This window comes from Hymenobacter translucens, assembly GCF_020685205.1.
In the GTDB taxonomy this organism is placed as follows: Bacteria; Bacteroidota; Bacteroidia; order Cytophagales; family Hymenobacteraceae; genus Hymenobacter; species Hymenobacter translucens.
The window spans coordinates 24,465-47,894 of record NZ_JAJERB010000009.1 but is presented as its reverse complement, the minus strand read 5'-3'; the positions used below and the strand labels follow the sequence as shown (position 1 = coordinate 47,894).

The window sequence follows — 23,430 nt, the reverse complement described above, 5'->3', positions numbered from 1 at the left end:
GGGGGATGGTCACAGCCAGGAAATTGGTGAACGGGTGCCAAAGGTAAGTACCCGCCCTATACGCCCATCAGCCGATGTCGTTTAACGCCCTTCGAGCCCTTTGCGCATAATCAGGTCGGTTTGCACATCCTGCCCAACCCGGAACTCATGCTGCCCGATCTGCCGAAACCCAAAGCGACGGTAAAAGTCAATAGCCCGCTGGTTTCGCTCCCATACGCCCAGCACCACGGTGTGGCAGGCTTTCAGCCGGGCTTCCTCCAAGGCTCGTCGCATTAGCGTGGCTCCCAGTCCGGTCCCAACCCAGTCCTGCAGCACGTAAAGACGCTCAATCTCCATCCGCCCCTGCTCCGACTTGCCGGGCTCCAGTCCAAGTCTGGAGCCGAAGCTGAGCTTGGCATAGCCAATCAGCTCCTGCTGCATGTGAGCCAACAGAAAGATAGTATTCCCCGCTTCGAGCTCCGCCAACTGCTGGTGCTCACTAAAGGTGGCCTGCAGGTACTCGGCCATATCTTCAGGCCGGTTGTCGGCAGCAAAGGCGTCATGGAAAGTCTGCCGGCCAAGCTCAGACAGCTGGGCTGCGGTAGCGGCATTGCGCTTTGCCATGCTGATACGGAGGGGAGATGACATACAAGGGGATAAAACAGCCTTTAACAGGCCCAGGAAACGAACAGCAAAACTCCCGAAGCATCGGCAGGCAAAATTAGCAGGATATTTTCGCGGCAGAAGGACGTTCGGGCTAGCCACACTCAGCTCATTTCCCCAGTCAGGCCCATCGGAAGAAATTATGCTGGTCGCTCGTTTTGTCCGAAAAAGCTGGCTATTTTTGTTTTACCAAGCGAGAGTAGCTCAGTTGGTAGAGCATCAGCTTCCCAAGCTGAGGGTCGCGAGTTCGAACCTCGTTTCTCGCTCATTGATTAACAGCCACCTAGACGCAAGTCCGGGTGGCTGTTTTGTTTTTGGCTTACGCTGCAGTTTGGACAAGCTAATTTGTTAATCCCCAAGGGCTTCCTGGCTCGCTCGACGGCAGGCTGAATCGCATTCTACAAACGCTTGTGCCGCAGTCGATAATAAACCACTTCGTTGCGGGACGCCAGGTCTGTTTTGTTAAGCTGATCAGCAGCTACCAGAATATATCTGCTTCACGATCCAGTCCTATTTTTGCCCGCCGCCGAGGGCAGATAACGGTAGCAGCTAGGTGGGTTAGTTGCACAGTACGGGCTAAACGGGGCGAGCCAAGGGAATATACCAACCAGGCACTTCCGGAAAATACCTGATTCTAGGTATTGTGTCAGCTGAGGGGAGGTGATAATTTTGATGCTGGCTTAAAATCAGGCGACGCAGAAAATGTACTAAGCGACTCTTCAGCACACTGATTATACGCTTCTGTTGCCCCGAAGGGCCGCTCGCATTTATCTGCAAATCACCTACATGCACACCTATTACCGTAACCCGGCCCAGCATCTGGGCATTACCTTACTGTTACTGCTACTGGCGGCAACCAACATCCGGGCGCAGGGCCCCAAGGGCACTACCAGCCTGAGCTACGAAACTCCATTCACCAAAAACGGTCTGCGGTATACCCAGGCTGACTTTGCGTGGAACTTAGTCGGAGGGTTTGGGGAGATGGAGCTCAGCTACGACCTGACCACGCACCCCGACTACACGAAGTACAATTACAAAGGAGAACCCTATTACAGCCACGGCGAATCTGAATCGATGTTTCGGCAGGTTAAGGCTTCGAGCTTTAAAGTGCGGGCGCGAGTGGAAGGACCCGGCTTTAGCGAGGAGATGATCCTTAGTGGCACAGCCGGGGCCGGCGGTGGCTGGTTTGGCAACAGCCGCCTGCTGATGAGCGCAAAAACCAAGGAACAAAAGGTAGTTGGCAACTGGTCGATAACGCCACTTGAAATTATTGACATTAACTGGGAAGGGGCCGGCCCTTTGCAGCAGCATATCGAACGCAACAATGCGGAGCTGAAACGGCGTCTGGCCTACGATCAGGCCTATGAAGCCGGTATGGCAGCGGCCGCACGTCAGGACTGGCCGGGTGCCATCCGCTCTTACGAAAAAGCGAAAAGCATCGGGGGCCGCGACCTGACGAACCTGACGCAGCAAATGGCCCGGGCACAGGAGGAAATCCGCAAAAAGGGCGTCAAGGAAAGCTACGATGAGCTGCTGAAAGCTGCGGAAGAAATCGAGCAGCGGGGCGACACCAAAGCGGCTCAGAAGATCTATGAGCAGGCTGCAGCCACGGGCCACGATGACCCGGCCGCTTCCCGGGCAGTTCAGCGCCTGGTCCGGCAGATCGAAGCCGACCAGCAGCGCCGCAATGAAGAGGCTGCCACGCTTAAAGCCAAGGCCGAGGAAAAAGCCCGTGAACACGCCGCCACCCAGCAGAAGGAGGCCCAGGAGGTAAAGGAAAAGATGGAAGCCCTGCGCAAAGCGCAGGAGGCCGCGACGACAGCCCGCCACGACAGCCTTAAGTCCGCAATGGATGCCGAGCAGCGCCGAAAGTGGGACGAAGCGCGCGCCAAACAGCTGCAGGAGCAGCAGGCCCAGGAGGAAGCCGACGAGAAACGCCGGGAGGATGAGTTGAAGGAGCAGGCCAGCAAGCGGCGTGCGCGCGATGAGGAAGAGCTGGCCCGCTTCGAGCAGGATATGGCCTTTGATCCGGAACGGTATGCTGAGGCCATTGCCGAAGCCGAAACAGCGCACGAAGCGGCCCTGGCAATCAAGCCCTTTGAAGCGCTGGAGCTCAAGCGCGAATGGTGGGACAACAATGCCTATATCCAGGTTATTGCTGACGAGCTGTACGAAGACCAGCGCCAGAACAACGAGCAGGAATATGCCCGCCGCATCTACGCCGAGCACTCCGCCCTGTACAATGCCAAAAACCTGTACATGGCGGCCATTCCCTTTACCGACCGTGGCAGCGGGCTGCACGATTATCTGCTGCAAAGAATTAAATGGTGCAACGAGGACCTGGACCTGAACGAGGCCATGCGGAAGAACATATACCGCGACACCAACACCCGCCGCAACATGCGGGGCCAGGCCAAAATGATGGTGGAAGCCCAGCGCCGCTATATCAATAGTCAGCGGGCTGATGCGGCGTTCCTGATTTATGATCTGCATCCAACCGATGGACAGACGCCGGCAGGTAATTACCTGGACAAGATGGCCTTCGAGGAAAAGCTCAACAAAGCCGATGAGCAGTACAAGCGCGACGCCATCATAACGGGCGCTACCCAGTCAGTGGCCCTGAACCTGATGGCGGATGACAGCAAGACGGCCGATGAGGCGGGCAAAAGAACGATGATATGGAACGTCTACACGGGCATTGGCTACGAGAGCCTCCCGATCCTGATGAACCACACCAGGAAAAGCAGTGTCGGCGAAACCAAGACCGGAACCCTGGACATTATGCCTGGCGCGGCTGAGTTCAACGTTCTGTACCGCCATTCCCGTCACATCGACCTGGCCGGCCACCTCCGGGGAGCCTACGGCGTTTACCCGAGCGAGGGCACCGCTGCCTCTGCTGTCATCTGGGGTGGTAAGGGCCGGCTCGATGTGGGCGTCAAGCGGTTCAAGCTGGCCAACACCGTGGAGTATATCTCCCGGGCAGGCACGCTTACGGAAGACCACGATGTAATTCAGTCAACGCTGAACGCCTCCGCTACTCCCGACGACCATATGGCGAATGGAGAGTTCAACTACTCGCTGCTGCGCGTTGGTACCGGCTTCAAGCTGGACTTGTCGGATGGGGAAGATCTGTACGTGCTGCTGCAGGCCTTTGCCGAGAAGCCCTCGTTCTACCCCGAAGACCTGCTGAAGAACCCCATTTATTCCTACCGGCTCGAGGTACAGGGCTACAGTGGGTTCAACATTACCGTCGGCTACGCGCAGAAATACGCCATTGCCGGAACCGCCAGATTTCCCCTGAGTGACCGCTCAAACCAGAATTACATGAGTTTCATGCTAGGGAAGACTTGGACGATCTTCGACAGCTCCCACCCCCTTGACTACTTCAACTAAGGCTGGTATTCAACAGCTTTTCTAACGTCTTACGCTGCATAAAAAACCTATGAAGAAGCTTTCTTCTCTGCCTCTGCTGCTGGCTTTGACTCTTGCTCTGACCGCCTGCAACAAAGACTCCTATCTCGAAGGCGTAGCCCCCGCCCCAACCGGTGGTACGGCCGGAGCCAACACCGGCAAGATTACGTTTTACTGCCTGAACCCCCGGCTGGACAACTGCGGCAACCTGACTGTCTACATCGATTCCAACTACAAAGGAGACCTGAACGACCGGACCTCGTCGGCCCCAGCGTGCGGGTCAAACAGTGCAACGGCCCTCACCGTTACCTTACCGGCGGGCAGTCACAGCTACAGCATCAGCAGCACCTCCTCCAACTGCCTGCGCTACTCGGGCACGATAACCGTAACCAAGGGCAGCTGCGACCGGCAGGGCCTCAACTAGCTCCGCTTTAAATAGCATCCATCCTGGCTTCAGCAAGCCGGTTCCCTACCGCCGAGGCGGCGCGGGAACCGGCTTTTTTACAGCTGTTTTCGGCGTAGGAGTTGCCGGCCGAACAGCAGCCTTCGCCTTTGCAGGAGCAGCCGGGCGGGCAACCTTCTTAGGCGCGGCCTTTCTCACTGGCGCTCTTCGGATCGTTGGTTTCCGGGCGGGGGCAGCTTTGGCCCGCCTCGCCGGCACTGTGGTGGGCAGCACCGGCTCCCGGCCGTACTTTACTTGCGCGGCATTGGGGTCGCCGGTCAGGAAGAGGTTGAATTCCACGCGGCGGTTCTGGGCCCGGCCGGCTTCTGCAGTATTGCTGGCAATGGGATGGCGGGCACCGTAGCCCCGCAGCTCAATCCGGTTTTCGGCGACGCCCTTGCTAAGCATATACGTACGGGCGGCGGCGGCCCGCTCCCGCGAAAGGCGCAGGTTATAGGCGGCCGGCCCCTTGCTGTCGGTATGACCGGCAATGCTGAGGGTATAATCGGGGTAGTCGGTCAGGATCTGGACGATGTCGTCGAGGGTAGCGAACGACGAAGGCAGCAGCGTGGCTTTGTTGAGCTCAAAGCTGATAAACTTCGTGGCCTCGTGCAGGCGCTGCCAGGTTTCGGGCTTTACCTCGGGGCAACCCTTGTTACTGGCCGGACCCGCGCTGCTGGGGCAGCGGTCCACGTCGTTGGCTACTCCGTCATTGTCAGTATCGGTGCTGGGCACAGCCGGGGCGGCGGGCGCGGCCGGAGCAGCAGCCGGCTTTACGGGGCAGCCCTTGGCATCGACCTCGGCGCCGGCCGGGGTATCGGGGCACTGGTCTTCCTCATCCGTGATGTTGTCATTATCGGCGTCGGGGCAGCCCCGCAGCTCGGCCCGGCCGGCGGTGTTCGGGCAGGCATCATCGGAATCCATCACGCCGTCGTCGTCAGCATCAGGGCAGCCGTTGAACTCGGCCTTGCCAGCCTCGCCGGGGCAGCTGTCCTGATAATCGGGCACACCGTCCGAGTCGCTATCCAGAGGGCAGCCCCGCTCATTGACGGGTACCGCCGGTGGGGTGCTGGGACACATATCGAGTCGGTCCTGCACCCCATCTTCGTCGGAATCGGGAGCCTGGCCCAGGTTGAACGTCAGGCCGATCTGATGCTGCAGAAACCGGTCAGACCAGTTAGGCGTCTGCTTTTCCGGGGAGCCGTCGAGGTTGGCGTTGAGCGGCAGGTGCTGGCCGGTTTGTACAAACAGCCCCACACCCGGGCCCAGGCGCAGGTTGAAGCCGGCGGCTCCCATCAAATCGATATACCCTTTTTCCTGGGTGATTCGGGCACTGTCAAAGGCGCCCGCCCGGCTGGCGTAGGTCCAGCCCGAGCCCACGAGCAGGTAGGGCTGAATCAGGGCGTCTTCCTTGAGCGCCCAGCCGTTGTTGAGCTTGAGCTTGAAGCCCAGGTTCGCATTTACGACGGTGGTTGTAAAGTAGGTCCGGGAGTTGCGTCGGCCCGTGAACTCCCCGTAGAACAGCTGGGTGTTCAGGTCGATGCCCCGCCCCAGGTACTGGTTGATAGCCACGCCGGGCGCGTATCGGCTGTTGCTGAACTTCCAGTAGTCGTTGCTGATTTCGCCCTGGTACTGCAGGGCGCTGAGGTTAACTCCAATACTGCTGCGTCGCTCGGCCGTCTGGGCCGTGGCGACCTGCGGCAAAGCCAGTGCAACTGTAACAAGCGCGGCTGCCTGCTGTACTACCCGTAAAAGTTTGTTCATAGTAAGTGGCGTTCGGAAGCAGAATGACCTTGACGGGAATACTCAGTTCGCCGCTAAGCCACCAAAATTTAGTAAAAAACAGCTAACCCCGGCGAAACCAATCAGCGGACCTTTCGCCGGGGGCCAGTCAGATACCGATGTATACGGTAAACGTGGAGCCAACGCCAAGCTCGCTCTGCACCTCAATCCGCCCGCCGCTGTTCTCGACAATCTTCTTAACCATGTACAAGCCAATGCCGCTGCCCTCGACGTGGTCGTGGAAGCGCTGAAACATGGCAAACAGCCGATGCTCGGTACCCGGGCTCAGCCCCAGCCCATTGTCGCGCACGGCCAGCACTACTTCCGAACCCGCCACGCGGCCCGTAACGCGGATGTCGGCCACCCGATCAAGCGACCGGTACTTGAGCGCGTTGCTGAGCAGGTTATACACCACACTGCGAAGGTTCTTTTCCAGAAACAGCACCTGCGGACAGTCCCGCACGTCCACGGTAACCTGCGCCCCGGAAGTCTGGATCAGGGGCTGCAAATCGAGGCACACGTCCTCAATCACCAGGGCCAGGTCTACTTTTTCCACTGCCTGCCCGTAGGCTTTCTGCAGCTTCGAAACCTCCGTCAGGTGCTCAATCGTGCGCTTGAACCGGTCGACCGAGCCCTGCATCATGGCCAGGATGGCCTCCACGTCGCCGCCCGACTGGTCGGGGGTTGGCAGCTCCCCCAGCAGCGCGTGCAGTAGCCCCTCAATGTTGCTGATGGGCGCTTTCAGGTCGTGGGAGGCGGTGTAAATAAAATTATCGAGGTCCACGTTGGCGCGCACGAGCTGCTCGTTGTTTTCCTGAAGCTGGCGCTGGGCCTGGTCGATGCGCTGCAGGGCCATCTTATGCTCGTGAATGTCGGTGCAGGTGCCGATCCACTGGATGATTTCGCCGTCATTGTTGCGGGAAGGCAGGCCCCGGCCCAGCATCCACCGGTACCGGCCCGCCCGGTCCCGAAACCGGTACTCTACCTCGTAAGGCTCCTCGGTGGTCAGGCTGTGGTTCCAGCGCGCCATGGCGGGGGCAAAGTCATCGGGGTGCATGTAGTCCTTCCACTGCTCACTCAGTGTCCCGGTGTTCGGCTGCCCGGTGTAGTCGAACCAGCGGCGGTTGAGGTAGGTGGTGTAGCCCTCGGGGTTGGCCGTCCAGGCAATCTGCGGAATGCTTTCCACGATGCGGTTGGCTTCGGCGGCGGCCTGCTCCATCATCAGCCGGGCCGCCTCCTGGCGCTGCAGCTCCTGGTTCTTGCGGTCAATCACCGCGTTCTGCTGGGCTACCAGCGCCTGAATGGCCTCGATTTCGCGCTCTGCCGACAAGTCCGTCACAATCACCGCCAGGGCCGGCATCTCCCGCAGCGTCAGCACGTTCATGGCCAGGGAAAAGGGCAGCAGAGAGCCGCTTTTGGTTTGCAGGGGCAGCTCTCCCTTTCCTTTCCCGGCCCAGCCCTTGTCGAGCAGCGCCTGCCAGGCCGGGCGGAAGGCGGGCGGGACGAAATCGGTGAATGAGCTGCCTATTACCTCTTCCAGCGGCCGGGCCAGCAGGCCGGCCAGGCACGCGTTGCAATACAGCACGGTAGCATCCGGGCTGAGCAGCAGCGCGCCTTCGTTCATCTGCTCAATCAGGGTGCGGTATTCCTGGTCGGCGCCTTCGAGGGTGAAAATGCGGGTGCCCGCCACGCCCTGCACGGCCAGCGCGTCCACGGCCCCGGTACGAATGGCCGTTATCAGCTCCTCGGCTTCGAGAAGCTGATGGCGCAGCTCCTCGTTCTCGCGGGCCAGCGCGGCAGCATCCAGAACACGAGAATCAGCCATTATCAGCATGGTCAAGCTCCGGTGGAATGGGCAGGCCCAGCGCCGTCAGCACCCGGCGGCGGTCCGACAGGTCGCCGACCAGGCGGCGCACCAGTCCCGGGCGCTTTTTGACGAGCGTGGGGGCTGCAATCAGGCCTACTTCCTGGGCCAGCTCCGGCTGCTGGTAGATGTCCACGATGAGCAGCTCGTACCGCCCTTTCAGGTACAGCTCACAGATTTCCTTGATGTTGTGGACGGCCCGCACGGAATTGGGCGTGGCTCCCGTGATGTACAGGTGCAGCGCATACTCGGGTCCGGCCGGATCAGCTAGTTCTTCGGCTTCCATGCTAGCGGGCTATTTTTCCGCTAACGGGGCGCAGATCCAGCCCCACCAGGATGCGCTCTTCGTTCGACAGGTCGCCGATGATCTTGCGAATGGGCTGGGGCACCTTGCGCACCAGCGTGGGAATGGCCAGAATCTGGTCGCCCTCGGCAAGCTGGGGGTGCTGAAGCAGGTCGATAACTTCGAGCCGGTAGCGGCCCTGCAGGTGCTCTTCGCAGTACTTGCGTAGGTTGGCCAGGGCCGTCATCGAGCGGGGCGTCTGGCCGGCGATGTACAGGCGCAGCTCCCAGGTTTCGCCGTCGGGGCGGGTGGCTTCGGTAAATCCTTCCGTCGTTTCCATGCTTAAGCTTGCGCAGTAGGTTCGGAGCCGGCAGACTGGCTGTCCCCGGCCGGAGCGTTGTCATCTGCCGGGCGCCGGCCACCGGATAGCTGCTCCTGCTCTTCCTGGTTGATTTTGCGCAGCTCCTCTTCCACCGACTCAAACTCGGTGCGCAGGTTGGCAATGGTGCCTTCCAGCACCCGGCGGCGGCGCTCCAGCTCCCGGTCTTTGCGGTCGAGCTCGGCCTGGGCGGCGCGGGCCTGGGCCTGGGCTTTCAGCTGCTGGGTGTGGCGGCTGGCTCCGGTTACGATGCCGGCCGGTCCGATTACGACGTCGAGCAGCACGATGCCCCGGGGCGTCACGATAAACTCGCGCACCTGGTTGGAATGATCCATTCCCCGTGATTTAAGGATGCTCAGGCCCCGGTTCCGCTCGCCCACGCCTTCGAGGTCGCGCACGCTGATCCACGTATCTACCAAAGACGATACCCCCTCGTCGGTCATTTCCTGCTGCTGCCCCCGCCCACTGACCAGGGCCGTGAACAGGGCCGTAATGCCGTTTACTTTCAGGAAATCGATGAGGCGGGTAAGCATGCTGCGCACCTCGGCGATGTTGCCGACGGTAATCAGATTGCTGATCGGGTCGATGACCACGGCATCCGGCTTAAACTCCTTGACCAGGCGGTGCAGGGTGACGAGGTGCTGTTCGAGCCCGTTGATGGTGGGACGCGACGCCTCGATGCGCAGCAGGCCAGCATCCGAATGGGGCTGCAGGTTGATGCTGACCGAGCTCATATTGCGCATCAGCTGCCGGGGCGACTCTTCAAAGGCGAAGAACAGGCAGCGGTTGCCTTCCTGACATACTTTCTCGGCAAACGCGGCAGCCAGCGTCGTTTTCGCGGTGCCGGCGGTGCCGGTTATCAGCACGCTGCTGCCTTTGTAGAAGCCGCGCAGGCCAAACATATCATCGAGGGCCTCGAGGCCGCTGGACACAATCTCATTGGAAACCTGGTGGTCGAGCCGGAGCGAGGTAACGGGCAGCACCGAGATGCCGTCGCCGGTAATCAGGTACGGATACTCGTTGGTGCCGTGGGTGCTGCCCCGGTACTTCACCACGCGCAGACGGCGGGTCGTGATCTGGTCGATAACGCGGTTGTCCAGCAGAATCACGCAGTCCGACACGTACTCCTCCAGCCCCTGCCGGGTAAGGGTGCCCTCGCCCCGCTCGGCGGTAATGACGGTGGTGACGCCCTTGTCTTTAAGCCAGCGAAACAGCCGGCGAATCTCGGACCGCAGCACGGCCTGGTTGGGGAAGCCCGAAAACAGCGCCTCAATCGTATCAAGCACCACGCGCTTGGCACCGATAGAGTCGATGGCATAGCCCAGTCGGATGAACAAGCCTTCCAGGTCGTACTCGCCGGTTTCCTCAATCTCGGAGCGGTCGACGTGCACGTGGTCGACGCGCAGCAGCTTCTGGGCCTGTAAGCCGGCCAGGTCGAAGCCCAGGGAGGTTACGTTGGCAGCCAGCTCCTCAGCGGTTTCTTCGAAGGCCATCAGCACCCCGGGCTCGTTGAACTCGGCGGCTCCGCGGACCAGAAACTCGATTCCCATCAGCGTCTTGCCGCAGCCGGCACTGCCGCATACCAGCGTGGGCCGCCCCATGGGCAGGCCGCCTTCGGTAATCTCATCAAGGCCTTCAATCCCGGTAGGGGCCTTGGGCAGCCGGGGAAGGGACGTTGCCGCCGCGGTCAGATCGTCTTGCATGCACTAAAAATTTTCTGAAAGTTACACTATTCACCTGCGAGTAGCACCGGCGCAAGCAGGTCCGATACCGTCGTCATGCAGCCTGAGTGGCCTTACTGTTGAGCTTACCTACGCGGAACGGCTTGATTTGGGTGCGCCGTCTGCATTGGCCAGGCCTGATCTGCAGGCAGATGCCCTCCGGCTTACTGCTGATTATAGGGCAGCCGGAAATTACCCGTCATCACCAGTCGGCGGTTGGGTGAGGCAGCGGGCTGGTCGGTGTCGCAGACCACGCAGTGGAAGGTCCCCGTCACTACGCGGCGCTGGGCATCGACCCGCGAAACCTGCACGTAGCCCTCGTTGCGGCCACAGGCCGTGGAATACGCGGAGGCCGGCCCGCACCGGTAGGCCGCGTCGCGAATGTGGCCGCTGAGCACGTCCTTGAACCGGTAGATAGCCGGGGTCAGCTTAAACTGGTCAAGGATAATGGTAAGGCCGGGGTCGTCGGGGCACACCGCGCTGACGAGGGTCAGGGAAAAGGTGCGGTCAGGGCCGGGCGTCAGCTCCAGCCGCGACAGACTGCTATCGGGCGCAATGGCGCGGCCGTTGACCTGCCAGGCAATCGGGACCGGAATGGTGCGGCGCACCTCAGGGGCCGGACTGGTCTGGAAGCTGCTTCCTCCCACCAGACCCAACCCCAGCATCAGCAGACGTACTTTCATACCCGAATAACGGCAGAAACCCGCAGATTCGCCTGTCATCCTGGTCAGGAACCCGATCCTGCTCCAAAGAGGAGTTCACAGGGACAATTCTTGCCGAATCAATGCCGGCCGGTAGCACAGACTAGCGCCGGGTCAGGCGAAATGTCATTCGGTGGCCGGAGCTGTACGTCTGGCTGAGCCGCAGGGAAGTGGCGCTCAGCTCTTCCAGCCGGAAGTCACCGCTGAAGGAGCTGTTGGGGTTGACAATAGAAATAATGTTTTCGTTGGCGCTGAACCGCCAGGAGCCGGTGCTGGTCTGGGGCGTGCTGGCGTCGCACCGGGACCGGCCTTCGTCGTAGTGGTAGGCGCCTACGGCGTCAAACCGAACGAAGTCGTCCTGGTCGCAGCGGCTGAACTGGGCATATATATCCGCAGTGGCCGCAGCGGGCGTGGTTGCCGTAACGTCGGTGAGCAGCCAGTCCTTGCCGGAGAGCACCTGGCTTTTGCTTTCCTGCTTGGTGCAGGCGCTAAGCCAGGACAAAGCTCCCAGCGCCCAAAGACCAGAAATTTTCATCATCGAAAACAGAAAAACACAAACTTCACTAAATAAACACCTGGTAGACCCGAGACGCAGACAGAGCGGTGCAGACAGCAGCCTGGAAGCCCCAAGGCACTTTTCGACCACCCAAAGCGGCTAAGCCGACCAGCGTCGCGCTTCCTTTACGACCAGGCTGGCATATTGGAATACTTCAAAGATACCGCCACCTAAAAAAGGCTGCAATACCTAGATTTAGGTATTTTTCAGAAGCCCTCCGCTTTGTACCGGTTTCAGCGTGGGAAAGGCACACAAAAAAGCCCCGGACGGGTACGTCCGGGGCTTTTGCGTTTCTACAAGACGTTTACTTGGCCTTGCGGAAGATGTAGCGGGTCATGAACAGGCCGCTGCCCTGCAGGGAGTACGTCAGCGGCACCGAGGTTACCAGTTCCCAGCCGTCGTCGGAAAGCTGCTGCAGGTAGCTCTGAATCGACTCTTCATTTTTGCGCACGTTGCCTAGGTTCAGACCGGTGAGGCTGAACAGGTTTTCGAGCTGGGCTTCCTTTACGCCTTTGTATTCGGGCACAAACGATACTTTGGAGCGGCCCATCCCGCCGGCAATAACCGATTCGATGGTCGTCATCTCCATGATGGAATACTTGGTCTGCGCGGTAGCCTTGTACGAAAACAGGGGCAGCACAAGCAAAGCCAGCAATAGGGTAAAGCGGGTAATCGGGGACTTCATACAAGAAACGGTTAAGTGAATGAAGCCAACAATATAAGGACTTCTTGCTGAGCTTGCCTTATTCCAAGCTAAACTTCGACAACTTAAGTTACTAGCTTAAATAATCCGCTCTTTATTAGCGGCCTTCCCGCGCCGGTTTATCAGGAAACTGCGCCCCGAAATCGAGCACTCTTTTGTCTCGTATAAGGAGCCCGCCGCCTGAAAGCGCCAACCCAGGTGGGGGCCGCAGCGCCGGAAGCTGGTCTGGTCAGGGTGCTTGATGGTCGGCCCGCAACTCGTCGTACGTCCTGTCCCACATGAATAATACCTTTTTCGAACAGCTCATTGGTCTGCATGCTGACTCCGACACCATCACGGCCGGGCAGATGTGCGCCCGCTCGGTTATCGTGTTCTTGGTGGCCCTGGCGCTGCTGCGCCTGGCGGGCACGCGCACGTTTGCCAATGGCACCGCCTTCGACATCGTTCTCAAGATTATCCTGGGGGCCGTGCTCAGCCGTGCCGTGGTAGCCTCTTCTCCTTTCTTCGGGACCCTGCTGGCCAGCATGGTGTTCGTGGTTCTGCACCGCCTGCTGGCCCTGGCCGCGTACTACAACAACGCCGTGGGGCGGCTCGTGAAAGGCCGGGCCAAGGTGCTGGTGCAGCACGGCCGGCACCACCAGAAGAACCTGCGCCGGGCCAGCATCACCGCCAACGACCTGACCGAAGCCCTGCGCGAAAACGGCTACACCGATGAGCTGATTCACGACCAGACGGTACACCTGGAGCGCAACGGTAAAATCAGCGTTGTCACCAGGCAGCCCCACCAGCAGGACGAAGCGGAAGCCATGTAGCCTTACAATGCGCGGTAGTGAGTTTCCAGCGGGCGGCCGAAAAGTAAACTAAGCCTCCCGTATCGACTAACTCCGGCCCGGCGCCGCGCACAGGCGCCGGGACTGGGCATTAGTCCCGCTTGCTTTTCAGCATCTGCCGCAGCTGGGCCAGCTCGTCGCGGAGCTTGGCCGCCTGCAGGAAGTCGAGGTCCTTGGCGGCGGCTTCCATCTGCTTCTCGGTTTGCTTGATGAGCTTTTCCAGGTCTTCCCGCTTCATCAGGGCAATAACCGGCTCAGCAGCCAGGGTCAGCGTGTCCTGGTCGGGGCCGGCGTAGGCACCCGGCTCGATACGGCGCTTGTCGGACAGGGACGTGCCCGCATTAATCTCGTCGTGCGACTTTTTCACCGTACGCGGCGTGATGCCGTGCTCCAGGTTATACGCTTCCTGCACGGCGCGGCGGCGGTTGGTTTCGTCAATGGCGCGTTGCATGGAGCCGGTGATTCGGTCGGCGTACATAATTACCTTGCCCTTGTCGTTGCGGGCGGCGCGGCCCATCGTCTGGATCAGGCTGCGCTGGTCGCGCAGGAAGCCTTCCTTGTCGGCATCCAGAATAGCCACCAGGCTTACTTCGGGCAGGTCCAGACCTTCACGGAGCAGGTTTACGCCGATAAGCACATCGATTTCGCCGAGGCGGAGGCGGCGCAGGATTTCCACCCTGTCGAGGCTTTTCACGTCGGAGTGCACGTATTCCACCTTGATGCCAAGGCGGTCCATGTACTTGCTCAGCTCCTCGGCCATTCGCTTGGTCAGCGTGGTTACCAGCACCCGGTCGCCCATCTTCACGCGGTTGTCGACCTCGTCGAGCAAATCGTCGATCTGGTTGACGCTGGGCCGCACGTCGATTTCCGGATCCAGCAGACCCGTGGGGCGGATAATCTGCTCCACCACCACACCCTGGGCCTGGGCCAGCTCGTAGTCTGATGGCGTAGCCGACACGTACACGGCCTGCCGGTACATGCTCTCGAACTCATTGAAGGTAAGCGGACGGTTATCCATGGCGGAGGGCAGGCGGAAGCCATACTCTACCAGTGCGTTTTTGCGGCTCCGGTCCCCGCCCCACATCGCCCGAATCTGCGGAATGGTGGCGTGGCTCTCATCCACAACCAGCAGGTAGTCTTTCGGGAAATAATCCAGCAGGCAGAACGGCCGGGAGCCGGGCGTGCGGCCGTCGAAGTAGCGGGAATAGTTCTCAATACCCGAGCAGTAGCCCAGCTCCCGGATCATCTCCAGGTCAAACTCGGTGCGCTCCATAATGCGCTTGGCTTCCTGGTCGCGGCCCTCCTTTTCGAAGTAGGCGTGCTGCTGGACCAGGTCGAACTGAATCTCGCTGATGGCTTGGTTGAGCGTGTCCTTGCCGGTCACGAACAGGTTGGCCGGGTACAGCGACATGCTGTCTTCATCGGCCAGCTTCTTGCCGCTCTGGGGCTCGATGCGGTGAATGGCTTCGATTTCGTCGCCGTAGAAGTAGATGCGGTAGGCAAAGTCGGCATAGGCCGGGAAGATGTCCACGGTGTCGCCCTTCACGCGGAACGTGCCGCGGGTAAACTCCACCTCGGTGCGCGAGTACAGAATCTGCACAAACTGGTAGAGCAGGTTGTTGCGGGAGTACTTCAGGCCCGGGGCCAAGTAAATCACGTTTTTGCTGAACTCCTCCGGGTTGCCGATGCCGTAGATGCACGACACCGACGCCACCACGATAATGTCGCGCCGCCCGCTGAGCAAAGCCGAGGTGCAGTGCAGGCGCAGCTTTTCAATCTCCTCGTTGATGGCCAGGTCCTTCTCGATAAAGACGTCGGAGGAGGCAATGTAGGCTTCGGGCTGGTAGTAGTCGTAGTAGCTGATGTAGTACTCGACGGCGTTGTTCGGAAAAAACGACTTGAACTCGCTGTATAGCTGGGCGGCCAGGGTTTTGTTGTGGCAGAGCACCAGGGCCGGCTTTCCGGTCTGGGCAATGACGTTGGCCATCGTAAAGGTTTTACCGGTACCGGTAGCGCCGAGCAGCACCTGGGCCGGCTCCCCGCTTTCGACGCCGGCTACCAGTTGGGCAATGGCTTTGGGCTGGTCGCCGGTGGGCTTGAACTCAGAGGTCAGTTGAAATTCCATCGGGAAAGTAAAGGTGGCAGCACTGCCCGGCCGTTGGCGGCAAAGGCAGCCCAGGATAACTCCATTGCGGCAAGGTAGGTTTCTTCGGAAAAGAAAAAACCTGTCCGGGACGCGAACAGGTTTTTTCCGATTGCCAGCTGACGGACTGGCTAACGCACGGCGGCAGCTTTCGGGCCAAACTCCACACTGGCGGCCAGGCCTACTGAGTACGGTCGCGTCTGCCGCCAGAGCTCCTGGCTGGGGTTGGCGTTGAGAGTAGTCAGGCCGCCTTCCAGCTCAGGGCCGAGGGCTACCGTCCAGGCCGCCCGGGCCGGCTGGTAGCGGAGCCCGGCTCCACCGTTAAGCGAAGCCAGCACCTTGCGGTAGGGTGAGTCGGGCGAGGTGAGCAGGTAGTTGCGCTGGGACTCGGGCACACCCTCAATTTCGGAGCGGGAACCCAGCAGCACGTCGACGGCGGCACCCATCTTGGCGTAGAACGACAGACCCTTGCGGCCCTGGCTTTCGTAGCTCAGGCTCAGTGGCAGGCCGGCCGTCCGGTAGCGGTAGTTGGTCGTGTGCACCACCGAAAGGCTGTAATTCGACTGCACATACCGCGTATCCCGGTCATCCAGGAAGAAGTGGGAGCTGGCCGAGGAAGCCCGCTGGTCGGCTACCTGCAGGCCCCCGCCCAGTGCCCACCGGTCGGTGAGAGCATACTTTACCGTCAGCGCCAGGCGCTGCCCCAGGCCGGGGCGCAGGTTGGCGCGGTACTCATTCGCGGCCACGCCGCCTGAGTGCATGGCCGTGGTAGCTACGCCGCCTCGTGGCGACATTGCAACTGCCGAAGCCGCAGGCTGGGAGAAGTCGATGTTGGGGTTGAATGCCGCCGCCGAATAGGCTGCCGACCAGCGCAGGCGGCCGGCTTTCGACAAGGATGCCTTCGCGTCTTCCTCAGTCCCCGGGTTTTGCTGAGCCAGCAGCTCCGGGCCCTGGGGCAGCGCCCGCTTAAGAGAATCCGGCAAACCCAGGCCCGCCAGCAGGCCCAGCCCGCTTTCCCGGCCAGGCAGGGCATCGAAAGTAGTCCGGCTCAGGCTGCCCGAGTTGGTGTTGTCATCTGATCCGGCAACGAAAGAAACTTTCGTATCACCACCCAACGAAGTTTCCCCATCGGGCAGATTTCCTGCTCCGGTGCCGCGTGAGGCCAGCGTACCGGCCGCCGAGGCACTTGAGCCACCGGCAGCCAGAGTGGGAACTGCGGCGGACGTTAAGCCCTGAGCTGCCGAACCCGCCACGTACGCCCCCGACACCGAGCTGGCCCCTGATGCAGCCGGCTGGCTGCTATAAGCAACCACTGCTGCCCGGGATGCAGACTGACCAGCCTCGCGGCGCCCGACCGGAGCCACAGTTTCCGGGGAGGAAGCGACGGAAGCATAGGTTGAGGAAGAGGATTGCGCACCGGCTGCCTGCGTACCGGCGCTCACAGCTCCGTCGGCACGTAGCGGCATACCGGAAGCAGCCGCCGTGGCTGAACGGTCAGAGGTTGTGGCCGTAGCCGCGCCACGGGCCGCCGGACTACCGGGAGCAACCGTAGCCGCCAGCTCAGCTGAGGCGCCCTTGGTGGTGGCCGATTCGCGCAGGCCGAGCCAGCTTCCTACGGAAAGGAGCACTGCGGCGGACGCCGCGGCTACCCAGCGGTGCTCCACCAAACGCCGCCGGTAGGCTTCGTTCTGCCGCACCAGCAGCTCGTGGTCCAGCTGATCCCAGAGGTGGGCCCGGGGCGTGATTTCCGCTTCCGCAAACTTTTCGCGGAACAAGCGCTCCAAGTCCCCGTGCGGCTCCTGCCCGGAAGTGGTATGATTAGTTTCGGTTGCCATGTGCTTGTCGAGCGGCGAGGCGCTCTAGTTTGTTTTTCAGAATCACCCGGGCCCGGGCGTATTGCGACTTGCTGGTGCCTTCGGAGATACCCATCATCTCCCCGATCTCCTGGTGACCGTAGCCTTCGATGGCAAACAGGTTGAACACCATGCGGTAGCGCGGCGCCAGCTCCTGCACCATCTGGAGCAGCTCTTCGAATGCGTAGTTGGAAAGGGTAAACTCCTCCCCGGCCAGGTCTACCGGGTAATCACTTTCGCTGACGGCCACCAGCGGGGCATTGCGGCGGTGCTGGCGCAGCGCAGCATTCACCATGATACGGCGAATCCAGAACTCCAGCGGGCATTCGCGACGGAAATTGCGCAGGTTGTTGAAAACGGTGATAAAGCCTTCCTGCATCACGTCTTCGGCCTCGAAGGTGGTCTGGGCGTAGCGCATGCACACGGCCATCATCTTGCCGGCGTAGCGGTCGTAGAGATGTTTCTGCATCAGGCGGCTGCCAGCCAGACAGCCGTCGATAATCTCGGCTTCGGTAAGCTGGGCCGGGGACGTAAGCTGGCGTACGGGAGCCGCCTTGGCAGTACTTATCCGAGGCTCTGCAGTTGCAGAACCAGCGCCGCCCAGGAGGTTGCTAAACTTGCCCATCACGCGCAAGGTAGCCCCACTCATCGGGGGCACCGGCCCGCCAGACCGGCTCTTACGTGCGTGCCATCAGCGCAAAGGCCGGGCTGGATACGGTGAATAAAAGAATGCTGCATACGCTGTGGATCGTAGGAGGCGGATGGGATAAGCGCCGGCCCTAGCCGGCCCGACTCTCAGGTAGAGGAGTAAACCCGCTGGCCCGGTTGCATGAGCCTCCTAGAATTTTCAACCAGCAAGATAAATAGTCTTGGAATGAGAGAGTTAAAAAATATAAGCAAACTCTCCTGCAACAAAGTCACCCCAACATGTGTAGCTACTTATATTAATACTGGCCCCAGCACTCGGGTCCGGCAGATGCGCCATACCGGTATGCTCCTAGGCCTTTGCTCACGCTAATTTCAACCCCATGAAAACGCTCGTTCTGTTTTACTCTACCTATGGTCACATCTACCGTCTGGCCGAAGCAATAGCGGAAGGTGCCCGGCAGGTAGAAGGCAATCAGGTTGATCTGCGCCGGGTTCCTGAAACCCTGCCCCCGGCCCTGCTCGACCAGATCGGGGCGACCGAAGCCCAGAAAGCGTTTGCCCATATCCCGGTGGCCCGGCCCGAGGAGCTGGAAAACTACGATGCTATCCTGTTCGGAACGCCCACCCGCTACGGCAACGTGTGCGGACAGATGCAGGCGTTCATGGATTCTACCGGCGCACTCTGGGCCCGCGGGGCGCTGGTGGGCAAAGCCGGGGGCGTATTCGTGAGCACGGCTACCCAGCACGGCGGCCAGGAAACCACCATTCGCTCTTTCCACACCGAGCTGCTTCACCATGGGTTCGTAATCGTGGGCCTGCCCTACGCCTGGCAGGGCCAGACCGGCCATGAGGAAGTAACGGGTGGTACGCCTTACGGCGCCAGCACCGTGGCCGGCGGCCAGGGAGAGCGGCAGCCCAGTGCCAACGAGCTGGAGGGAGCCGCGTTTCAGGGCCGGCACACCGCTGAGATTGGCCGTAAGCTGGCAGCTCGCTAAAAAGCACTACCTTTCGCTGTACCCACATCTATCTGCAACCTTCGTCAGCCGTCCCTCGGGGCGGCTGATGTCGTTTTGGGCTGTCCTAAACTAGCCTTATCCCGCAAGCCCGATCCAGGCAGCAGGAACCGAAGATATTCTATACGGCGGCTGCAACTTCCCGCGTTTAGCCCCGACTCTGCTTCCGAAGCGGACTGCTGAGCTCTAACTTTGCAGCCGCATTTATCCATCGTGGCTACCTGCTTTACCTTTTTATATGAAATACCCATTACCCATTGCTTTTCTGTTAGTAGGTGCCATAACCGCAGGGCCCGTAGCAGCCCAAACAGCCCCTCCCGCCAGCACTACTACGCCCCGTTCCGCTCCGGCTACCTCCCCAGCAAGCCGGCCTATCCTGCCCCCGGCCCCGAAAGGTGCGGGCCGCCTGACCGGCGTAATTCTGGACGCCGCTACCCGCAAGCCGGTGGAGTACGCTACGGTAGCCCTGCTGCCTGCCGTGGGCGAGCAGCCGATTGATGGCACCGTGTGCGACGAGAAAGGCCGGTTTACGCTTTCCCGCCTGGCGCCCGGCTCTTTTCGCGTGATGGTCAGCTTTCTGGGCTACGCGGCCCGCACCGAGCCCGTTACCATCGGCGAAGGCACTACCGACCTGGGCACCGTGCTGCTGGCTTCCACGGCGCAGAAGCTGGGCGAAGTAACGGTGACCGGAGAAAAGGAAGTGGTAGAAGTAAAGCCCGACCGCGTGGTCTATAACGCCGAGCGGGACATTACCAACTCCGGCGGCATGGCGGCCGACGTGCTGCGCAAGGTGCCCATGCTGAACGTGGACCTGGACGGCAACGTGCAGCTGCGGGGCTCCTCCAACGTGCGGGTGCTCATCAACGGCAAGCCCTCGGCCATCGTGGCCGGCAACCTGGCCGATGCGCTCAAGCAGATTCCGGCCGACCAGATCAAGAGCGTGGAGGTCATTACCACGCCGGGCGCCAAGTACGACGGCGAAGGCACGGCCGGCATCGTCAACATCATCCTGAAGAAAAACAACCTGCAGGGCACCAATGGCAGCGTGGGCGCCGCCGCCGGCAACCGCAGCTCCAATGCCAACGCCTCGCTGAACGTGCGCCGGGGCAAGGTAGGCGTGAGCGGCAGCGGCAGCGGCTACCTCTACTACAGTCCCAGCCGGTCGGAGTCGGTGCGGACGACGTACGCCACTGACAACGGCACCACCCGCACCGGCGAGATTTCGCGGCTTAACCAGAGTGGCAGCGGGCGGAACCTCGGCGGGGGCGGCTTTGCCCGCCTGACGCTGGACTATGACCCGGCCAAAAACCATAACCTCACGGTGGGCGTCAGCTCTAACCTGAACCGGAACAACTCGGAATCCGAGCAGTTCACGGAGTTTCTTTTCCGGCCCAGCTCCACACGCAACCAGCTGTTCACCCGGGCTACCGACTACCGGTTCTCGAACCTGAGCTACGACATGAACGGCACCTACACCCGCACCTTTGAGGGGCAGCCCCGGCGGGAATGGAGCGTGCTGGCCCAGCACTCCCGCAGCCGCAACGAGCAGCCCTACGAACTGGCCCAGTACTTTGGCCGGGTAGCCGTGGGCGACCCGACCTACCGCGAAACCAGCGCCAACGTGGGCCGCAACGTGGAAACCACGCTCCAGACCGATTATACCCATCCATTTGGGGAAAAGCAGACCCTGGAAACCGGCGCCAAGGCCATTCTGCGCCGGGTGCTCAGCGACTACCAGGTGGATACGTTGCGGGGCTTCCAGCCCACGTTTCAGCGCGACAACCTCCGCTCCCGCCGGTTCGACTACGACCAGAACGTGGTGAGCGGCTATGCCACCTACGGCTTCGCGCTGGGCACCAAAACCAACTTCCGTCTGGGCACCCGCCTGGAGCGCACTGACCTACTGGGCCGGTTCCGGGACACCGACGCCGGACGCTTCACCAGCTCCTACACCAGCCTGCTGCCCAACGCCAGCGTGAGTTACGCCCGCAAGCCCGGCCAGACCCTGCGCCTGGCGTACAGCCGCCGCATTCAGCGCCCCAACATCTATTACCTGAATCCTTACGAAAACCGCGTCGACCAGTACAACATCAGCAAGGGCAACCCCACGCTGGACCCGGAGTATGCCGACAGCTACGAGCTAAGCTACAGCACCTTTGTCAAGGGCTCGGTTATCAACTCGTCGCTGTTCATGCGCCGGACCGGCAATGCCATCGAAACAGTGCGGACCCAGCGGGCCGATACCACGGTAAGCAGCTTTGCCAACGTAGCCACCAACGCCAGCTACGGCCTGAGTTTGTTCGGCTCGTTTAAGCCCAAGCCTAAGTGGGAACTGGGTGGCTCGGCCACGTTTACCTACGTGACGCTGCGCAGCGGCTTTCTGAACACGACGAATGAGGGCCTGATCTACAACCTGAACGTCAACTCGACCTACAAATTCGGCACGACCGACACCGACTTCCTGAAAGGCTACAGCGTGCAGTTTTTTGGCGGCCTCAACTCGTCGCGCATTCAGCTGCAGGGCCAGAGCGCGGCCTGGAACTGGTATTCGGTGGGCATCCGCAAAGACATCCTCAAGGAGAAGGGCAGCATCACGCTCAACGCCGACAACTTCCTGCAGGCCCGCCGCGACATGAACACCATCGTGAACACGCCGCAGTTCGACCTGGACTCCCATAACTACATTGCCCTGCGCGGCATCCGCCTGGCCTTCAACTACCGGTTCGGTAAGGTGGAAACCCGGGCTCCGCGCCCGCGCCGTAGCATCCGCAACGACGACCAGAAGCAAGGAGAAGGCGGTCAGGGCCAGCAGTAGGGCTTAGGGGCTGCTGACGTCAGGTTACATGAAAAGGGCCCGTACCTTCGGTTGCGGGCCCTTTTCTTTTTCTTGTTGGCCGTCTGCACTAAGTCCTGAGACCGAAGTCCCTAAGCCCTATTCCATATCCGCCACGAGGCTTCGGCCTGCAGGCAGAGCATTTCGAAGCCGTTCTTGGTTTGGGCACCGGCCTCGCGGCCTTTGGCCATGAAGCTGGTTTCGCTGGGATTGTAGATGACGTCGTAGAGGTAGTGGCCGGGCGTAAGGGCCTCGTAAGGAATCGGCGGGCATTCGTCTACCTTCGGGAACATGCCGAGCGGCGTGGTATTGATAATCAGCGGATGGGCCCGGATCAGATCCGGCGTGAGCTCGGCGTACGTGAGAGCCTGAGCCAGAGGATTGCGCGACACCAGCCAGGCACGGATGCCCAACTCCCGCAGTGCCACTTCCACCGCCTTCGAGGAGCCGCCCGTACCCAGTACCAGCGCCCCGGCATGGTCGCCGGCGTGGGAGTAAAACGTGCGGATCGAGTCCCGAAAGCCAATGTAGTCGGTATTATGCCCCACCAGGCGTCCGTCGAAGGTAAACTCAATCACGTTGACGGCCCCCACCCGGGCGGCGGACGGCGCTACCTCATCCAGAAACGGCCAGACCTGCTCCTTGTAGGGAATCGTCACGTTAAGCCCGGCCAGCTGGGGACGCTGAGCCACCAGCGCTGGCAGCTCCGTGATGTTGCTCAGCTCAAACAGCTCATAGCGGCAGTCGTCGATGCCCAGGCTTTGAAACTTCTGGGTGAAGTAGGTCTGCGAAAACGAGTGGCCTAATGCCGCCCCGATAAGCCCATATTCTCTCATATCCGCATTCCGGCAATTTGAATTTTACCCCTAAGCAACAAAAAAACGACCCGGGGCCAAGGCGCCGGGTCGTTTTTTTATGGCTAGCTCAACACTAGACCGTGCGTTTGGGGGCAAATTTCTCCCGCAGAAACTGCACCAGCGGGGGCAGCACCGAAAGCAGGATGATGCCGTAGATAACCAACGTGAAGTTGTCGCGGATGATGGGGATGTTGCCGAACAGGAAGCCGGCCATGGTCAGGGAAATAACCCAGAGCAGCGCCCCGGCAATGCTGTAGCCGATAAAGTAGCTGTACTTCATAGTGCCGACGCCGGCTACAAACGGCGCAAACGTGCGCACGATGGGGATGAAGCGGGCCATGATGATCGTCTTGCCGCCGTGCTTGGCGTAGAACGCCTGGGTTTGCTCCAGGTATTTGCGCTTCAGGAATCGGAAGTCTTCGCGGAAAACCCGGGGCCCGAGAAAGTCCCCCACAAAGTAGTTCAGGTTGTCCCCGATAAAAGCAGCCGTGAACAGCAGCGGCATCAGGTACCAGATATTGAGCAGGGTGTCGGGCGAGCCGGGAGCAGCGGGCTGAGCGGCCAGGGTGCCGGCCACAAACAGCAGGGAGTCGCCGGGTAGGAAAGGGAAAATGACGATTCCGGTTTCGGCAAATACAATCAGAAACAGGATAAGGTACGTCAGCGTCCCATACTCCTGCACCACATTGATCAGGGTTTTGTCGAGGTGCAGGACCAGGTCAAAGAATTGCTTGATAAGGTCCATGAAAGGCAATTGAGGAAAAAGAAT

Annotated in this window: 19 protein-coding genes, 1 tRNA gene and 1 pseudogene; 7 read left to right on the top strand and 14 right to left on the bottom strand. The window is 60.7% G+C overall.

Features of this window, described 5'->3' with window-relative positions:
• Positions 1–81 precede the first annotated feature (81 nt).
• Positions 82–627 (bottom strand): GNAT family N-acetyltransferase, encoded by a 546-nt coding sequence (locus tag LJY25_RS17635; RefSeq protein ID WP_227609802.1) that lies wholly within the window; start codon positions 625–627, stop codon positions 82–84.
• Between the two features lie 208 nt (positions 628–835).
• Between LJY25_RS17635 and LJY25_RS17630 the strand changes: the two genes are divergently transcribed.
• The 3 genes from LJY25_RS17630 to LJY25_RS17620 all read left to right on the top strand — a co-directional run bounded on the left by LJY25_RS17630 (position 836) and on the right by LJY25_RS17620 (position 4,477).
• Positions 836–908, top strand: a tRNA-Gly gene (locus LJY25_RS17630).
• Positions 909–1,428: 520 nt separating this feature from the next.
• Positions 1,429–4,035, top strand: coding sequence for a hypothetical protein (locus tag LJY25_RS17625; RefSeq protein WP_227609801.1), 2,607 nt, complete (start codon positions 1,429–1,431; stop codon positions 4,033–4,035).
• A gap of 49 nt (positions 4,036–4,084) precedes the next feature.
• Positions 4,085–4,477 carry a hypothetical protein gene (locus LJY25_RS17620; protein ID WP_227609800.1) on the top strand — a complete coding sequence of 131 codons (393 nt, stop codon included), beginning with the start codon at positions 4,085–4,087 and terminating at the stop codon, positions 4,475–4,477.
• A 45-nt stretch (positions 4,478–4,522) separates the two neighbouring features.
• On the opposite strand, the gene LJY25_RS17615 is transcribed toward LJY25_RS17620, so the two are convergent.
• From LJY25_RS17615 to LJY25_RS17580, 8 genes are all read right to left on the bottom strand, one after another.
• Entirely contained in the window at positions 4,523–6,259 is a 1,737-nt protein-coding gene (locus LJY25_RS17615; RefSeq protein ID WP_227609799.1) for an OmpA family protein, read from the bottom strand.
• Positions 6,260–6,386: 127 nt separating this feature from the next.
• Positions 6,387–8,102, bottom strand: a complete 1,716-nt coding sequence (locus LJY25_RS17610; protein ID WP_227609798.1) for an ATP-binding protein — start codon at positions 8,100–8,102, stop codon at positions 6,387–6,389.
• Positions 8,095–8,427 carry a circadian clock KaiB family protein gene (locus LJY25_RS17605; RefSeq protein ID WP_227609797.1) on the bottom strand — a complete coding sequence of 111 codons (333 nt, stop codon included), beginning with the start codon at positions 8,425–8,427 and terminating at the stop codon, positions 8,095–8,097. The genes LJY25_RS17610 and LJY25_RS17605 overlap by 8 nt, the downstream gene beginning before the upstream one ends.
• A gap of 1 nt (position 8,428) precedes the next feature.
• A complete protein-coding gene (locus tag LJY25_RS17600; protein ID WP_227609796.1) occupies positions 8,429–8,764 on the bottom strand; it encodes a circadian clock KaiB family protein in 336 nt (111 codons plus the stop codon).
• 2 nt (positions 8,765–8,766) lie between these two features.
• Positions 8,767–10,506 carry a circadian clock protein KaiC gene (kaiC, locus tag LJY25_RS17595; protein ID WP_227609795.1) on the bottom strand — a complete coding sequence of 580 codons (1,740 nt, stop codon included), beginning with the start codon at positions 10,504–10,506 and terminating at the stop codon, positions 8,767–8,769.
• A gap of 182 nt (positions 10,507–10,688) precedes the next feature.
• Positions 10,689–11,207, bottom strand: coding sequence for a hypothetical protein (locus LJY25_RS17590; protein ID WP_227609794.1), 519 nt, complete (start codon positions 11,205–11,207; stop codon positions 10,689–10,691).
• A 121-nt stretch (positions 11,208–11,328) separates the two neighbouring features.
• Positions 11,329–11,763: a DUF5004 domain-containing protein gene (locus LJY25_RS17585; protein WP_227609793.1), complete on the bottom strand. Its 435-nt coding sequence runs from the start codon at positions 11,761–11,763 to the stop codon at positions 11,329–11,331.
• 322 nt (positions 11,764–12,085) lie between these two features.
• Positions 12,086–12,466 carry a hypothetical protein gene (locus LJY25_RS17580; RefSeq protein ID WP_227609792.1) on the bottom strand — a complete coding sequence of 127 codons (381 nt, stop codon included), beginning with the start codon at positions 12,464–12,466 and terminating at the stop codon, positions 12,086–12,088.
• A gap of 296 nt (positions 12,467–12,762) precedes the next feature.
• Here LJY25_RS17580 and LJY25_RS17575 point away from each other — a divergent pair, with 296 nt between their 5' ends.
• Complete coding sequence (locus tag LJY25_RS17575; RefSeq protein ID WP_227609791.1) at positions 12,763–13,296, top strand: DUF421 domain-containing protein; 534 nt, start codon at positions 12,763–12,765, stop codon at positions 13,294–13,296.
• 109 nt (positions 13,297–13,405) lie between these two features.
• Here LJY25_RS17575 and uvrB read toward each other — a convergent pair whose 3' ends face one another.
• The 3 genes from uvrB to LJY25_RS17560 all read right to left on the bottom strand — a co-directional run bounded on the left by uvrB (position 13,406) and on the right by LJY25_RS17560 (position 17,935).
• Entirely contained in the window at positions 13,406–15,439 is a 2,034-nt protein-coding gene (gene uvrB, locus LJY25_RS17570; protein WP_227609790.1) for an excinuclease ABC subunit UvrB, read from the bottom strand.
• Between the two features lie 149 nt (positions 15,440–15,588).
• The gene (locus LJY25_RS17565) at positions 15,589–17,292 is read right to left on the bottom strand and encodes a hypothetical protein (RefSeq protein WP_227609789.1); all 1,704 of its coding nucleotides are present in this window, start codon (positions 17,290–17,292) and stop codon (positions 15,589–15,591) included.
• The gene (locus LJY25_RS17560) at positions 17,276–17,935 is read right to left on the bottom strand and encodes an RNA polymerase sigma factor (protein ID WP_227609788.1); all 660 of its coding nucleotides are present in this window, start codon (positions 17,933–17,935) and stop codon (positions 17,276–17,278) included. Before LJY25_RS17560 ends, LJY25_RS17565 begins: the two co-directional genes overlap by 17 nt.
• Positions 17,936–18,338: 403 nt before the next feature.
• Here LJY25_RS17560 and wrbA point away from each other — a divergent pair, with 403 nt between their 5' ends.
• The 3 genes and pseudogenes from wrbA (at position 18,339) to LJY25_RS17550 (ending at position 21,786) form a co-directional block, all read left to right on the top strand.
• A complete protein-coding gene (wrbA, locus tag LJY25_RS17555; protein WP_227609787.1) occupies positions 18,339–18,953 on the top strand; it encodes an NAD(P)H:quinone oxidoreductase in 615 nt (204 codons plus the stop codon).
• A gap of 256 nt (positions 18,954–19,209) precedes the next feature.
• Positions 19,210–19,956 (top strand): annotated as a pseudogene (locus LJY25_RS21475) (carboxypeptidase-like regulatory domain-containing protein); the annotation flags it as partial.
• A 60-nt stretch (positions 19,957–20,016) separates the two neighbouring features.
• On the top strand, positions 20,017–21,786 hold the full coding sequence (locus LJY25_RS17550) for an outer membrane beta-barrel family protein (protein WP_394799981.1): 1,770 nt from the start codon (positions 20,017–20,019) through the stop codon (positions 21,784–21,786).
• Between the two features lie 110 nt (positions 21,787–21,896).
• Here the strand turns inward: LJY25_RS17550 and LJY25_RS17545 are convergent, their stop codons facing one another.
• Together LJY25_RS17545 and LJY25_RS17540 are read right to left on the bottom strand one after the other, a co-directional pair.
• A complete protein-coding gene (locus LJY25_RS17545; RefSeq protein ID WP_227609785.1) occupies positions 21,897–22,640 on the bottom strand; it encodes a shikimate dehydrogenase family protein in 744 nt (247 codons plus the stop codon).
• A gap of 94 nt (positions 22,641–22,734) precedes the next feature.
• Positions 22,735–23,406, bottom strand: a complete 672-nt coding sequence (locus LJY25_RS17540) for a DedA family protein (RefSeq protein WP_227609784.1) — start codon at positions 23,404–23,406, stop codon at positions 22,735–22,737.
• Positions 23,407–23,430: the final 24 nt, after the last annotated feature.